This window comes from Campylobacter ornithocola (assembly GCF_013201605.1).
GTDB classification, from domain to species: Bacteria; Campylobacterota; Campylobacteria; order Campylobacterales; family Campylobacteraceae; genus Campylobacter_D; species Campylobacter_D ornithocola.
This window is the reverse complement of sequence record NZ_CP053848.1, coordinates 1,350,658-1,364,441: the sequence shown is the minus strand read 5'-3', so window position 1 is coordinate 1,364,441 and position 13,784 is coordinate 1,350,658. Positions and strand designations below refer to the sequence as shown.

Here is a 13,784-nt window from a genome sequence, read left to right as displayed (position 1 = left end):
ATTTAAAAAAGGTAAAAATATGCAAGAAATTACAACGCGTTTTGCTCCTTCTCCAACAGGATATTTGCACATAGGAGGACTTAGAACAGCTTTATATAATTATCTTTATGCAAGAAAAAATAAAGGTAAATTTTTATTGCGTATTGAAGATACGGATTTAAAAAGAAATTCACAAGAAGCTACACAAGCTATTATAGAAGCATTTAAATGGTGTGGACTAGATTATGATGGAATGATTGAGTATCAATCTCAAAGATTTGATGTTTATAAAAAATACATTCAAAAATTACTAGATGAGGGTAAAGCTTATTATTGTTATATGAGTAAAGAAGAGCTTAATGAATTAAGAGCTAAGCAAGAAGCAGCTAAAGAGCGTCCAAAATATGATGGTAGATATAGAGATTTTAAAGGAACTCCGCCAAGTGGTATTGAGCCTGTGGTGCGTATAAAAGTACCAAAAAGTGGAGAGATTAAATTTGTAGATGGTATAAAAGGTGAGGTTAGTTTTAAAGCCGAAGATATTTTGGATGATTTTGTGATTGCAAGAAGTGATGGTAGTCCAATTTATAATCTAACCGTTGTGATTGATGATGCATTAATGGGTGTAAGTGATGTTATAAGGGGAGATGATCATTTATCAAATACTCCAAAACAGATCGTGCTTTATGAAGCATTAGGCTTTAAAATTCCCAAATTTTATCATGTGGCTATGATACATGGTGAAGATGGTAAAAAACTTTCTAAGCGTCATGGAGCAACTGATGTGATGGAATATAAAAATATGGGAATTTTACCTCAAGCCCTGCTAAATTTCTTGGTACGTCTTGGTTGGAGCCATGGGGATGATGAGATTTTTTCTTTGGAAAGTATGCAAGAACTTTTTGATCCAAACCATATCAATAAAAGTGCATCTTGTTATAATTTTAAAAAATTGGAATGGCTTAATACTCATTATATTAAAACCTTATCTTTTGAAGAAATTAATAGACAATTAAAAGATTTGGGTTTTGATTTAAGTCAATATAAAAAAGCAGGATTTTTACTTGATATGTTAAGAGAGAGAGCTAAAACCTTGCACGATATTATTAATGGGGCTAAGGTGTTACTAAATGACCCAAAAGAATACGATCAAAAGGCTGTAGATAAATTTCTTAATGTTACAAATTTAACTTATTTGGAAAAATACGCTATGGTTTTAAGTGAGCAAGAAAAAGCTTGCGAATTTGAAGAATTAACTAATCAATTCTTAGAAGAAAATAATCTTAAATTAAAAGATCTAGCTCAAGCTATACGTATTGCACTCACTGGAAGCTCTGTAAGTCCTAGTATTTTTGAAGTATTAGAATTTTTAGGAGTGCAAAAAGCTAAGTTTAGAATAGAAAATTTACTAATTTACATGAAGGAGAAATAATGAATTTAAAAGAAGAAGCTTTGGAGTATCACTTAGGTGGTAAAGTAGATATTATTGCTAGAAAGCCTATGGATAGTGCACATGATTTATCTTTGGCGTATTCTCCAGGGGTTGCTGAGCCTTGTGTTGAGATAGCAAAAGATGAAACTTTAGCTTATAAATACACCAATAAAGCTAATTTAGTTGCCATAGTAAGTGATGGTAGTGCGGTTTTAGGACTTGGTAATATAGGAGCAAGCGCAAGTAAACCTGTTATGGAGGGAAAGGCTTGTTTGTTTAAAAAATTTGCAAATGTTAATGCATATGATTTAGAAATCAATGTTCATAGCGTAGATGAGATTGTTACTTTTTGTAAAGCTATAGCACCTACTTTTGGGGGGATTAATTTAGAAGATATTTCGGCACCAAAATGTTTTGAGATAGAAGCTGCTTTGCAAGATCTTGGAATTCCTGTAATGCATGATGATCAACATGGTACAGCGATTATTTCTACAGCAGGTTTAATGAATGCCATGGAAATTAGCGGTAAAAAATTTGAAGATATTAAAGTGGTAGTAAGCGGTGCCGGTGCAGCAGGTATTGCAAGTGCTAGAATGTATAGAAACCTAGGGGTTAAAAATATTATTTTGGTGGATAGCAAAGGTGTGATTAATACTCAAAGAGATGATTTAAATAAATACAAATTAGAATTTGTAAGTGATACTAAAGATAGCACTTTGAGAGAGGTTTTAAAAGGAGCTGATGTATTTTTGGGTTTAAGTGCACCAAAAATTTTAGACGATGAGATGGTTTTAAGTATGGCTAAAGATCCTGTGATTTTTGCACTAGCTAATCCTGTACCTGAAGTAATGCCTGAAGATGTTAAAAGAGTTAGAAATGATGCTATAGTAGGTACAGGAAGAAGTGATTATCCAAATCAAATTAATAATGTCTTAGGGTTTCCTTTTATCTTTAGAGGTGCTTTAGATGTGAAAGCGACTAAAATCACCGAAAATATGAAAGTAGCTGCTGCAAAAGCTTTAGCTGATTTAGCTAAACTTGAAGTAACCGATGAGGTAAAGCAAGCTTACGGAGTAGAAGAACTTAGCTTTGGTAGAGATTATGTAATACCAAAACCATTTGACAGCAGAGTAAAAGCTGTGGTGAGTGCTGCAGTAGCAAGAGCTGCGGTTGAGGATGGTGTAGCTTTGTTAAAAGAATTTGACTACCAAAAATATATGACAGACTTACAATAATTTTTATATATTAAGTTTTATTTAAAATATTTTTTTGAATAAAACTTAATTCTTATTTTCAATTTTTATAATTTCTCTTCTTTATTTTTTAATTTTTAGTTTAATAATATTTGATAATGAAATGATTTATTATAATAAATATTAAATTTTCATATGAATTTTAGTATTGATGATATTTTTAAATAAATTAATTTATATTTAAGATATTTTTTTATAGGATACTAATACTTAATTATAGAAAGGCTAAGATGGTTTTTGGAAAGATAGATTATCTCAATTTACTCCCTTTACATATCTATCTTAAAAAAACATCTTTTCCTAGCTATGTTAAGCAAACTACAGAATACAAAAAAGGGGTTCCTAGTAAGCTAAATCGTCATTTGTATTTTAGACGTATTGATGCAGCGATTATTTCAAGTATTGAAAGTCGTAGAAAAAAATACAAAACCTTAAATGTGGGAATTTGCGCAAGCAAAAAGGTAAAAAGCGTTTTAGTGAAAAAACATTCTCAAAGCAAAGAAGATGCAAGCTCTGCAACTTCTAATGCTCTTGCAAAAGTTTTAAAGCAAAAAGGGGAGGTTATCATCGGAGATAAGGCTTTAAAACTTTATTTGCAAAATCCAAAAGATTACATTGATTTGTGCGAATTATGGTATGAAAAGACAAAGTTGCCTTTTGTTTTTGCACGCTTTTCTTGTGTTAAAAATTTTTCTATTTATAAAAAAATGATGAAAAATTTTACAAAAAGTAAAATTTTCATTCCACAATATATTTTGCTAGATTATTCTAAATCAAGAAATCTTTCTCAAAAAGAAATTAGTGCATATTTAAAGCTAATTTACTACAAAATAGGAACAAAGGAGCAAATGGCGCTAAAAAAATTTTTAGCTAAAACAAACAGCAAGATACTATAAAAAGGACAATTTATGAGTATAGCTAAACAATATATCAATGAAACTTTAGAAAAAATTCAAACAATTTCCCCAAGACAACCTATCTTTTTTCAAGCGGCAACTGAGGTGTTAAATTCTTTAGAACCTTTATTAGAATCAAATAAAATCTATCAAGATCATGCTATATTAGAGCGCATTGTAATGCCTGAAAAAACAACTATATTTAGAGTTGTATATATTAATGATGCAGGTAAAGCCCAAACGCATTTTGGTTATAGAGTGCAGTTTAATTCTAGTCTAGGACCTTATAAAGGTGGGATTAGATTTCATCCTAGTGTGAATTTAGATGTTTTGAAATTTTTAGGTTTTGAACAAATTTTTAAAAATTCTTTAACAGGTTTAATGATAGGTGGTGCTAAAGGTGGAGCAAATTTTGATCCTAAGGGTAAAAGTGAAGCAGAAATTATGCGTTTTTGTCAAGCTTTTATGGCTGAGCTTTCAAAAATTATAGGTGCAAACACTGATGTGCCAGCAGGTGATATAGGGGTTGGTGCTAGGGAAATTGGATATATGTTTGGAGCTTATAAGAAAATTAGCTCTAATTTTGATGGGACTTTAACGGGAAAGAAAATTCCATGGGGTGGAAGTTTAGCAAGAACAGAGGCAACAGGATATGGCTGTGTGTATTTTACTCAAGAAATGCTAGCAAAATATAACAATGCATTGGAAGGAAAAGAATGTGCCGTTTCGGGTAGTGGAAATGTGGCAATTTATACCATAGAAAAATTACATCAACTTGGTGCAAAAGCTATTACAATAAGTGATAGCGATGGATTTATTTATGATAAAGATGGAATAGATTTAGATTTATTAAAAGAAATTAAAGAAGTAAAAAGAGCTAGGGTGAGTGATTATGCAGCACTTAAAAAAGGTGCTATTTTTACTCCAAAAAGTGCATATAAGCAAGGTTGTAATGGGGTATGGAGCATACCTTGTGATATAGCTTTTCCAAGTGCTACACAAAATGAATTAAATTTAGAAGATATTAAAACTTTATATCATAATGGTTGTCGCATGGTAGCAGAAGGGGCTAATATGCCAAGTACACTTGAAGCGATTGATTTTATGTTAAATCAAAAAGATTTTTTATTTGCTCCAGCTAAAGCTGCAAATGCAGGTGGAGTAGCAACTTCTCAACTTGAAATGCAACAAAATGCAAGTATGTGTCAATGGAGTTTTGAAGAGGTTGATGCAAAATTGTATAAGATTATGAAAAATATTTTTGAAAATTCATATGAGTGTGCAAAAGCTTATAATCATGAAGGAAATTTAGTAGTAGGTTCAAACATAGCAGGCTTTAAAAAAGTAGCTGATGCAATGATTGATCATGGTTATATTTAAAGATGGCTTAAATGCCATCTTTATTGCATATAAAAAAAGCTTGTTATTTGATTAGCAATTTTTTCCTCTAAAGATTCTTTAGCTCTATCTATATTGCTAAGATAAGCAGTTCTTGCTAAAAGTGAAGTGCTTTGAGTAGAATTTTTAGAATTAATTTGTAAATTAACTTGTAAAAGATAGTAGTTTTCTACTTCCATTTCAAAAACATCATCTATTTTATCAAAGTCGTTATAAAAAAATCTTGCACTAGAAGCACGCAGTCTTTGTGCATAGGAAAATTTTTTAAAATCTACTATATTGATATAAATTTTATAATCACTTCTAGTATTGTCTAAAATAAGACCTAGATTTTGTAATTTTTGAGTGAGTTTGACTTCCAAATTTGTGTTTAATTTTGAAGGATTGTTGATATGTAAAGAAAAACTTTGATTTTTATTAGCATGTAGGAAAATACCTTCATTACTTGTTTGGATAAAAGTTTGCATAGGACCTGTGCAAGCACTCAAAAATAGTGCAAACACAAGTAAGAAAAGATTATTTTTGAGCATCGATTATAGTTGGTACGGCACGAAGACCAAGTTTAGAGTATTTTGCAAAAGTTTCTCTTACTACTTTAACCTCAGCTTCACTAGGTTTTTTATAATCTTTAATATTTTCATCATAATATTTTTTCATGATAGCAATTTTTTGTGCATCATCTTTGGCATTTTTGCTTTCTTGATAGATTAATGCAGATTTTTCAAAAGCACTAGTGTCATGGATAGGGGTTAAGATAAATTTAACCTGATGGGTTTTTAGTGTTTCTTCTATTTTATCCAAATGCATTCTACAATATGGGCATTCAGGATCGCTAAAAACATAAAGTAAAGGTTTATTTTTATCACCTAAAGAAATAAACATTTTTTCTTTTTTAAGTTCAACTAGGGCTTTTTTTGAAAATTCAGCTTGTTGTTTTTCCATAAGTTTTGCTTGATAAATTTGAGAATAAAATTCACCTTTTTTTACATCAATTACTTCAGTTGTGATGATATTGTCTTGAGTGAAAACAATCTCTTGGAAATTTTTGCCACTAATTTCAAAATTAACTATTACAGCTTCAAAACTAGTATCAGGAATTTTTTCTCTACTAGAAACACTAATGTTTGCATTTGATAAATTTGGATTTTTCTTAAAAAAATTAATGATTTCTTCATTACTTGCTGCAAATAAAGAGCTAGCAAGGGTCAAAAGAGCTAGAGATTTTCTCATCATTTTCCTTTATTTTAAATTTTTATATATTATAAAATGTAATTTTTAATACTTAGGTTTTTAGTATTCTTTTTTCCTCTATTTTTATTACTTGAGGATAATTTTGATCAAGGTATTCTAAATAGGCTATGGCATATTTTCTTGAAATTTGAAAATGATTTTTTACAAAAGTTATATCTAAATGATGATTTTGTAAAAGCTTTAAAAACTCTTGCATAAGATTTTCAAGAGCATTTTTTTCTATAAAAAGATTATGTGCTAGTCTTTTGACTTTATTTTCTTTGGTGAGTTTTTTTAAGATAAGATCTCCATTTTTTCTATCAAGCTCTAAATATTCATAAAGATTATAAGGAGCGGTAGGTTTTATACCTTCTTTTTTTAAAATTTCATAAAGCTCACAATGAGCCTTTTCTTGTAATTTTTCAAAATCTTGTCCTTTTAAAAACCATATGCCATCTTTAAAATCTAATTTTTCTTGCATTTGCTTGAGTGTATAAGCACAAAAATTCTCACTTGCCCAGGTAAGTCTTAGTGCGATAGAATGAGGCGAAATTAAAGCATAAGGATTTTTAGAAAAGATAAAACTAATAAATTCTTTCAAAGTTTGTATAGCATTTAAATCATACACATTTAAAGCTTGCTCATCAACAAAAACATGATCTAAACTTTTTGCCAAATTTAAAGCTTGCTCATGAGTGAGTTTGAAACGCTGATAACTTGAAAGTAAACCAAATCCAAGTTTATGAGTTTGTTTTAAAAACTCAAATACCTTTTTAAGATCTTTTTGTTCTAAAAGTGCTAGATACTTAGCTTTCATATCTTTTTTTAAAGGCTCACTCACTGCATTTAGCACCACCCCACCACTTTTAATACGCCCATTTTCAAGTAGGATAAATTTATCATCAAAACACAAAGGCAGGTTTTTATCAAACTCTAAATTAACATAAGTTTTATCTTCAAATTCTTTAATAATGCTAATTTTTGCATTAAGCTTTTTTGATCCACTGCAAAATTCTAAAATACTTCCGTGTTTAATCTCTGTGGTAAAAACAACTCCATCGATACTTTTAAAGCTTTTAAAAATACCTTTTTTGCTAAGTATATACCCTTTTTTTAATTCATGATAATTACAATTTAAACTTAAAGCAACTCTGTTATAAGCCTTTGCTTCTAAAACATTTTCTTCATGAATTTGTATATTTTTTACAATAATATCTTTTTGGTTTTCAAGGCAAAATATTTTTTCATTTTTACTAATCTTACCTTCATTCAAGCTTCCAGTTACTACTGTGCCTATACCTTTTAGAGAAAAAACCCTATCAATGTAATATCTAAAAATCAAACTATCATCATTTTCTTTAGGTTTTAAACTAAGCAAGTATTTTTTTAAATTTAATATACTTGTTTCATCATAAATGCTAGTTGGAAAAACTTTTAAGATATTGATTTTAAATGTTTTTAATTCTTTTAAAAGTTCTTCTTGTTTATGTGCTAAATCTTTACATAAATCAACCTTACTTAAGATAAGCACCACATCTTTTACACCTAAAAATTCTAAAACTCTTAAATGCTCTATACTTTGTGCTTTTAAACCTTCGTTAATATCCACAACAAACATACATACTCTAAAACCAAAAGCACCGCTTATCATAGTTTTAATTAAACTTTCGTGTCCAGGCACATCAATAAAAGCAATGTTTAAATTTTCACTTTTTAAATTTGAAAAGCTAAGATTAATCGTAATACCTTTTTCTTGCTCTTCTTTTAAATCATCACCCTCAAATCCATTTAAAGCTTTAATAAGTGAAGTTTTACCATGATCAATATGTCCAGCTGTGCCTATGATAATACTATGCATGAAATACCTCTTTAATAATGCTTATTATTTTGTTTAAATCTTTTTCTAAAATACTTCTAAAATCTAGTACAAAATATCCATTTTCAATACGTCCAATCACACCTTTTTTTCTAAATTTTTCTTGTAAAAGCAAAGCTTTTTCATCAAAACTTAGCACAAAAGTATCTAAGCTTTTATCAGGCATAGAGCCACCACCTACTAAACTTTTAGAAGCTTTTAATTCACATTTTATAGGAATTTTTTCTTTAATAAAGAGTGCCTTTTTTTCTATGGTTTTTAAATCATCATTTAAAAGTTTTAGTGTAGGAATTTTTTCATATTCTTTTTCTAAGTAAGCTTTAGTGGTTTCATTTAAAAAAGCCAGAGTGATTTTATCAACCCTTAGCATTCTTAAAAGTTGATTTTTCTTTAGTTGTTGAATGTATTTTTTCTTTCCAAGTATAATACCTGCTTGAGTAGAGCCAAAAAGTTTATCGCCGCTAAAACTTAAAATGTCACAATGTTTTAAAAGTTCTTTCACGCTTGGCTCATTTTTGCTAAGTTGTTTATTGATTTTTTCACACCAACCCGCACCCAAATCATAATAAAATATGAGCTTTTTCTTTTTTGCTAAAATATGAATTTCATTTAAGCTTACCTCTTCAAAAAATCCTTTAAAAGCAAAATTAGAGCGATGAGTTTTTAAAATCATTTTAGTATTTTTATTGATAGCTTTTTCATAATCATACAAATGAGTTTTATTGGTTGTGCCTATTTCTTTTAGCTTAACTCCAGCTGCTAGCATAACTTCAGGAATTCTAAAATTTCCCCCAATCTCAACTAACTCACTTCTTGAAGTTACAACTTCTTCATTTTTTGCTAAGGTGTTTAAGATCAAAAATACAGCCGAGGCGTTATTATTAACAATCAAACAATCTTCGCAATCAAATAATATTTTTAAATTCGCACTAAGTGCGTCATACCTTGAGCCTCTTTTGCCACTTTGCATGTTAAACTCTAAATTTGAATAAGAGCAGATGATTTCTTTAGTTCTTTCAAAAATACTCTCATCAATAATACTACGACCAAGATTAGTATGTATGATAACTCCGGTAGCATTGATCAAACTTTGACTTTGTGTGTTTAAAAACTTATCAATACTTTGAGCAATTTTACTTAGCAAATCTTGTAAGCTAAAATTTAAATTTTCATTTTTTCTCAGTTCTTTTTTACAATTTGAAACAACTATTTTTGCAAAATGAGACCTTAAATATAAAGGGTAATTAGTCAAGCTTTCATCGTTTATAAGAGTGTTTATGGGTGGAAAATTTCTAAATTTGTTCATCTTAAACCTTAAGAATAAATTAGTAAAATTATAACTTTTTTATAATGAAATTTATATAATTAAGATTAAAAATTTAAAAAGAGAGCATTATGAAAGATTTTGTATTTTTAGAAAATGAAGATTTAATTCCTTTAAGTGATGATATTAGCATAGTTCAAAAAGCCTGTGATGAAGAAGTTTTTATAGGAAATTCAAAGCTTTTAAACCCTGAAGTTTATGCACCTGAGATTAATTTTTATCTTAAAAATTCTAAAGATAATGTGCTTAAAAAAGCAAAAACTATTGAGTCTTTATATAAGATTAGATCTAAAGTTTATGATTTGGGACTTGATTTAGAATACACCAAAGAAGTGGGTAAAAATGTAATCATTGTAAGTAATGAGGATCAAAATGAGCTTATTGAAAGCTTAAAAAAACAAGAATACAAGGTTTTAAAACTAAGCAATGAGCAGTGTTTGGGCGTTTTAGGTTGCGTGGGCGAGCTTTGCGTGATAGCTTTAAAAGATGATGAGCAAGTAGAGATTGATTGTGATTTTTTCTTATATGATGTAAAAAAAGAAAGTTTTGATCAACAAAGTGGTTGCTATGATTTAACTACTTTAAGTCAAGAAGAACTTATAAAACTTTTAAATTCTAATTCTCCAAAATATAAATTTAGAAATTATATTAGTTATGATGATAGCATTTGTCAATATCATGAAAGAAGAAGTGTTCATTGTGGAAAATGTGCTGAAATTTGTCCTAGTGTGGCTATTTTAAAAGATGATGAGCAAAGAAAATTAGAATTTTCTCATGTGGATTGTTTAAGCTGTGGTGATTGTGTAGGGATTTGTCCTAGTGGAGCGCTTGATTATGCACCTATGCCACGCAATAGTTTTTATGAAATTTTAAAATTTTATGAAGATAAAATTATTTTAATCATTCCTGAGAAAATGTCTATAGAAAATTTAAATATCACTTTAAAAGAAGATGTAATGCCTTTTATGATTAAAGGCGAAAACTATCTTGATCAAGCACATTTTTTAGCTATGCTTCAAACAAGTGGTGCGAGTGTAATTTTTTATAGTGATGGCTTATCGCAAGGTGCTTTAGAAGTGATAGCTTTGATGAATGAAATTTTTCAAAGAAAATTTAAACAAAATGCAATTTTTCTGGCTAAAGATGAAAAAGAACTTTTAGAGGCTATAAATCAAGCACATTTTATAGAAAATCTCAAATTTATATCTTATAATCCTGCGCTTTTAAAAAGAGAAGATTTTGCTATAAGATTAAGAGAACTTATAAAAGAAGAAAATTTAGGCAATATCCCAAGTAAAGAATGGATACGCTATGGAAAAATCACTATCAATACAGACACCTGTACCTTATGTCTTTCTTGTGTGGGAGCTTGTAATGTAGGAGCTTTAATAGCTGATACTAAGGATAATTCTTTGAAATTTAATGCAAGCTTATGTACTACTTGTGGATATTGTGAGGCAAGTTGTGCTGAAAAAGATACCCTAGTGCTTCAAAGAAGTGGGATAGATTTAGAAAAAGAGTATTTTTCTTTTATGATTTTAGCTCAAGATGAGCTTTTTGCTTGTGTAGAATGTGGGAAGGAATTTGCTACTAAAAAGGCTATTGAAAAAATCGCTAGTATTATGAAGCCAAAATTTATGGGAGATGAAGCTAAGATAAAAACACTATATTGTTGTGCTGAGTGCAAAGCAAAAGTAATGATACAAAGTATGAATGTGCTTTAAGCCAAAAGGCTTAAGCACTAAGTTTTAATCCCACAACTCCAATGACAATTAAAACAATAAAAATAAGTTTGTTAATGGTTATTACTTCTTTAAAGATTAAAAAGCCTACAATACTAATAAGTGTTATACCGCAACCAGCCCACATAGCATAAGCTATACTTAAATCAATTTTTTTTAAAGCATAAAACAAGCCTGCTAAAGAAAATGAAAAAAATATTGCAAAAATAATTAAGTAAAGATTGTTTTTGCTAATGCTAGCATATTTCATTGAACTTGTTGCAATCACTTCAAAAATTATACTAATTGCCAAAACTAACCAATGCATTTTGTATCCTTTTAATTAATTTAAAAATGAAATTACAAAAGGATAAAAGGCGGTGCAGTAGGAGCTATAAAATAACCATAAGATAATCTTATCTTCCATTTTGTCCATAAGCTAGTATAAAATTTTAAGATAAAAAATCCATAAGTCATCTATAGCCTTACTATATTAATTATGTTATTTTAGCATTACTTTTTATATCTTAGTTAAATTTAAGGCAAAGGCTTTTTGACTTAAAAGTACTTCATCATTTTCTTTAAAATCTTTTGCTTCTAAAGGACTTAGTGCTACTTGGCTGATTTGATTGCCTATAGCAAGTATAGCTATAAATATACTATCTTGTTTTTGTAGTTTTAAAATACGTGCTTTTATAGCAAATTTTTGTGAGCCTTGTGTTTTTAAAAAAATTTCATTAGGTGAGCCTTCTTTGATGATAGTTCCATTTTCTAAAACAATGACTTTATTAGCTAGCTTATAAACTTCACTTACATCATGACTGATTAAAATAGTAGTGATTTTATAGGTTTTATGTATATTTAAAAGATAATCATGCAAATGCAGTTTTATCTCATTATCTAAAGCACTAAATGGTTCATCTAAAAGTAAAAGTTTTGGTTTTTGCATAATGGCTCTTGCTAAAGCTACGCGTTGTTTTTGTCCTCCGCTTAACTCTAAAATATGACTTTTTTTGTGTTTGCTTAAATCTAAAAGTTCTAAAAGTTCATTAGCAAATTGAAGATCTTTTTTGGCAAAAAGTAAGTTTTGCTCCACATTCATATTCTCAAATAAAGCATAATCTTGAAAAACAAAGCCAAGTTTTCTTTTTTGTGGATTTAGAAAGTTTTTATCATCAAAAAATATTGTATCATTAAAAGTACAAATTCCTTGTGCTTTTTCAAAACCTGCTAAAATTCTTAAAAGTGTAGTTTTACCGCTACCACTTTTTCCAAAAACAGCACAAAACTCTCCTTCTTCTACTTCAAGTTTAATCTTAAGTTTAAATTCTTTTTCTTTATTTTTAAAGATTTTTTCAAAATCAAGTTTTAGCATAAATACTCTTTGATAAATAAAGCACTAGGATGCACATAAGCAAATACAAAATCATTTTTTTGATAATTTTGCTCTAAAAACTCACAAGTGCTAATTTGAGCTTCAAAGGTGCAAATTTCATTTTCTAATCTTATTATAGTGATGATTTGTCCTTGAAAAATATCAATGATTTTTGCATAAAAGGTATTTAAAAATGAATTTTCTAGGCTTTTTTTGCTAAGTAAGCATTCGCTACTTTTAAATGCCAACAAAACTTCTTGATTAATGCTTACTTTTTTATCAAGTTCTAAAGCAAGCATATATAATTTATGTTTTTTTATAAGAAATTCTACCCAGCTTATATTTTCATGATTTTTTATAGTATTTATCTTAGCTTTAATCATGGGATATTATAACCATAAGTTTTGAAAATTTCCTTAGCCTTTTTACTTAAAATAAAATCATAAAATTTTTTAGCTTTAGTATTGTCTTTACCATAAGAAGTAATAACAATGCCTTGATTGATTGGTTCATAAAGCTTTGGATCGATTAAAATGTAATTTTTTCCTTCTTGAAGTTTATAAGATTTTAGTGTATCTTCATGCAAAGCACTTGCTGCTACAAAACCCACATCAGCTGCTTTTAGTGTTTGAGTAAGTGCTTCTCCTATAGATTTTGCTTCAATGATTTTAGTTTTTACTTGCTCATAAATTTTTGTATTTTGCAAAGTTTCTATACTAGCTTGACCATAAGGAGCTGCTTTGGGGTTGGCTATAGTGATAATTTTTACTTTTTCTTCATTTAAGGTGTTTAACCCTTTGCTTAAATCCATTCTTACACTTAGTAAAGCTAAAGCTCCTTGAGCATAAATAACAGGTTTTGTGCTAGCAAAATTATCATCATATAAACTTTGTGCAAATTTCATATTTGCAGCCATAAATATATCAAATGGCGCTCCGTTTTTGATTTGAGAGACTAAATTTCCACTAGCACCTAAACTTACATTGATACTAATATCAGGATTTTCTTTTTGAAATTCTTTTTGCAAGGCTTTAAAAGCATAAGCTACATTTGCAGCCGCAGCAATATTTACATCAGCACTATATCCAAAAATACACAAAAAAAGTAGGGTGAAAATTTTTTTCATTTTTTGTCCTTTTAGTAGTAAATTTTGAAAAAATTATAGCTTATTTTTAAAAGCAAAAATAAATTTGTATTTTTTGCATATTTTCTAAGACTTATTTTATAGGCAAATAAAAATTTTTAATCTTTTTAAAGAATATTTTAAAAGTATTTTAATGTAAAAATTTATTTTAATTTT

At 28.8% G+C, this 13,784-nt stretch carries 13 protein-coding genes; 5 read left to right on the top strand and 8 right to left on the bottom strand.

All coding sequences use genetic code 11. From position 1 onward, the window contains the following. The first annotated feature begins 19 nt into the window (after positions 1-19). From gltX to gdhA, 4 genes are all read left to right on the top strand, one after another. The gene (gene gltX / locus CORN_RS06915; RefSeq protein WP_066006627.1) at positions 20-1,411 is read left to right on the top strand and encodes a glutamate--tRNA ligase; all 1,392 of its coding nucleotides are present in this window, start codon (positions 20-22) and stop codon (positions 1,409-1,411) included. Next, positions 1,411-2,646, top strand: a complete 1,236-nt coding sequence (locus CORN_RS06910; RefSeq protein ID WP_066006629.1) for a malic enzyme-like NAD(P)-binding protein — start codon at positions 1,411-1,413, stop codon at positions 2,644-2,646. Before gltX ends, CORN_RS06910 begins: the two co-directional genes overlap by 1 nt. A 248-nt stretch (positions 2,647-2,894) precedes the next feature. Further along, positions 2,895-3,560, top strand: coding sequence for an MqnA/MqnD/SBP family protein (locus tag CORN_RS06905; protein WP_066006631.1), 666 nt, complete (start codon positions 2,895-2,897; stop codon positions 3,558-3,560). A 12-nt stretch (positions 3,561-3,572) separates the two neighbouring features. After that, positions 3,573-4,940, top strand: coding sequence for an NADP-specific glutamate dehydrogenase (gene gdhA, locus CORN_RS06900; protein ID WP_066006633.1), 1,368 nt, complete (start codon positions 3,573-3,575; stop codon positions 4,938-4,940). Between the two features lie 20 nt (positions 4,941-4,960). Here the strand turns inward: gdhA and CORN_RS06895 are convergent, their stop codons facing one another. The 4 genes from CORN_RS06895 to selA are packed head-to-tail and all read right to left on the bottom strand — an operon-like array spanning position 4,961 to position 9,370. Next, positions 4,961-5,488 carry a hypothetical protein gene (locus tag CORN_RS06895; protein WP_066006635.1) on the bottom strand — a complete coding sequence of 176 codons (528 nt, stop codon included), beginning with the start codon at positions 5,486-5,488 and terminating at the stop codon, positions 4,961-4,963. Next, the gene (locus CORN_RS06890) at positions 5,475-6,188 is read right to left on the bottom strand and encodes a bifunctional thiol oxidoreductase (RefSeq protein WP_066006637.1); all 714 of its coding nucleotides are present in this window, start codon (positions 6,186-6,188) and stop codon (positions 5,475-5,477) included. Before CORN_RS06890 ends, CORN_RS06895 begins: the two co-directional genes overlap by 14 nt. A 52-nt stretch (positions 6,189-6,240) precedes the next feature. Beyond that, positions 6,241-8,046 carry a selenocysteine-specific translation elongation factor gene (gene selB, locus CORN_RS06885; RefSeq protein WP_066006639.1) on the bottom strand — a complete coding sequence of 602 codons (1,806 nt, stop codon included), beginning with the start codon at positions 8,044-8,046 and terminating at the stop codon, positions 6,241-6,243. Next, positions 8,039-9,370 (bottom strand): L-seryl-tRNA(Sec) selenium transferase, encoded by a 1,332-nt coding sequence (gene selA / locus CORN_RS06880; protein WP_066006641.1) that lies wholly within the window; start codon positions 9,368-9,370, stop codon positions 8,039-8,041. The genes selB and selA overlap by 8 nt, the downstream gene beginning before the upstream one ends. 89 nt (positions 9,371-9,459) lie before the next feature. On the opposite strand from selA, the gene CORN_RS06875 reads away from it, so the two are divergent. Beyond that, positions 9,460-11,112, top strand: coding sequence for a 4Fe-4S dicluster domain-containing protein (locus tag CORN_RS06875; RefSeq protein ID WP_066006643.1), 1,653 nt, complete (start codon positions 9,460-9,462; stop codon positions 11,110-11,112). A 10-nt stretch (positions 11,113-11,122) separates the two neighbouring features. On the opposite strand, the gene CORN_RS06870 is transcribed toward CORN_RS06875, so the two are convergent. The 4 genes from CORN_RS06870 to modA all read right to left on the bottom strand — a co-directional run bounded on the left by CORN_RS06870 (position 11,123) and on the right by modA (position 13,610). Then, positions 11,123-11,437, bottom strand: coding sequence for a DMT family transporter (locus CORN_RS06870; RefSeq protein ID WP_066006645.1), 315 nt, complete (start codon positions 11,435-11,437; stop codon positions 11,123-11,125). A gap of 192 nt (positions 11,438-11,629) precedes the next feature. Continuing rightward, positions 11,630-12,484, bottom strand: a complete 855-nt coding sequence (locus CORN_RS06865; protein WP_066006646.1) for an ABC transporter ATP-binding protein — start codon at positions 12,482-12,484, stop codon at positions 11,630-11,632. Continuing rightward, positions 12,478-12,867, bottom strand: a complete 390-nt coding sequence (locus CORN_RS06860; protein WP_066006648.1) for a hypothetical protein — start codon at positions 12,865-12,867, stop codon at positions 12,478-12,480. Before CORN_RS06860 ends, CORN_RS06865 begins: the two co-directional genes overlap by 7 nt. Next, positions 12,864-13,610: a molybdate ABC transporter substrate-binding protein gene (gene modA, locus CORN_RS06855; protein ID WP_066006650.1), complete on the bottom strand. Its 747-nt coding sequence runs from the start codon at positions 13,608-13,610 to the stop codon at positions 12,864-12,866. The genes CORN_RS06860 and modA overlap by 4 nt, the downstream gene beginning before the upstream one ends. Positions 13,611-13,784: the final 174 nt, after the last annotated feature.

What these genes read in the sequence shown, in the direction of transcription:
- CORN_RS06890 (WP_066006637.1), bottom strand. Translation starts at nt 6,188, where the DNA reads ATGAGAAAATCTCTAGCTCTTTTGACCCTTGCTAGCTCTTTATTTGCA.
- CORN_RS06895 (WP_066006635.1), bottom strand. Translation starts at nt 5,488, where the DNA reads ATGCTCAAAAATAATCTTTTCTTACTTGTGTTTGCACTATTTTTGAGT.
- CORN_RS06910 (WP_066006629.1), top strand. Translation starts at nt 1,411, where the DNA reads ATGAATTTAAAAGAAGAAGCTTTGGAGTATCACTTAGGTGGTAAAGTA.
- gltX (WP_066006627.1), top strand. Translation starts at nt 20, where the DNA reads ATGCAAGAAATTACAACGCGTTTTGCTCCTTCTCCAACAGGATATTTG.
- CORN_RS06875 (WP_066006643.1), top strand. Translation starts at nt 9,460, where the DNA reads ATGAAAGATTTTGTATTTTTAGAAAATGAAGATTTAATTCCTTTAAGT.
- CORN_RS06860 (WP_066006648.1), bottom strand. Translation starts at nt 12,867, where the DNA reads ATGATTAAAGCTAAGATAAATACTATAAAAAATCATGAAAATATAAGC.
- CORN_RS06865 (WP_066006646.1), bottom strand. Translation starts at nt 12,484, where the DNA reads ATGCTAAAACTTGATTTTGAAAAAATCTTTAAAAATAAAGAAAAAGAA.
- gdhA (WP_066006633.1), top strand. Translation starts at nt 3,573, where the DNA reads ATGAGTATAGCTAAACAATATATCAATGAAACTTTAGAAAAAATTCAA.
- CORN_RS06870 (WP_066006645.1), bottom strand. Translation starts at nt 11,437, where the DNA reads ATGCATTGGTTAGTTTTGGCAATTAGTATAATTTTTGAAGTGATTGCA.
- selB (WP_066006639.1), bottom strand. Translation starts at nt 8,046, where the DNA reads ATGCATAGTATTATCATAGGCACAGCTGGACATATTGATCATGGTAAA.
- modA (WP_066006650.1), bottom strand. Translation starts at nt 13,610, where the DNA reads ATGAAAAAAATTTTCACCCTACTTTTTTTGTGTATTTTTGGATATAGT.
- CORN_RS06905 (WP_066006631.1), top strand. Translation starts at nt 2,895, where the DNA reads ATGGTTTTTGGAAAGATAGATTATCTCAATTTACTCCCTTTACATATC.
- selA (WP_066006641.1), bottom strand. Translation starts at nt 9,370, where the DNA reads ATGAACAAATTTAGAAATTTTCCACCCATAAACACTCTTATAAACGAT.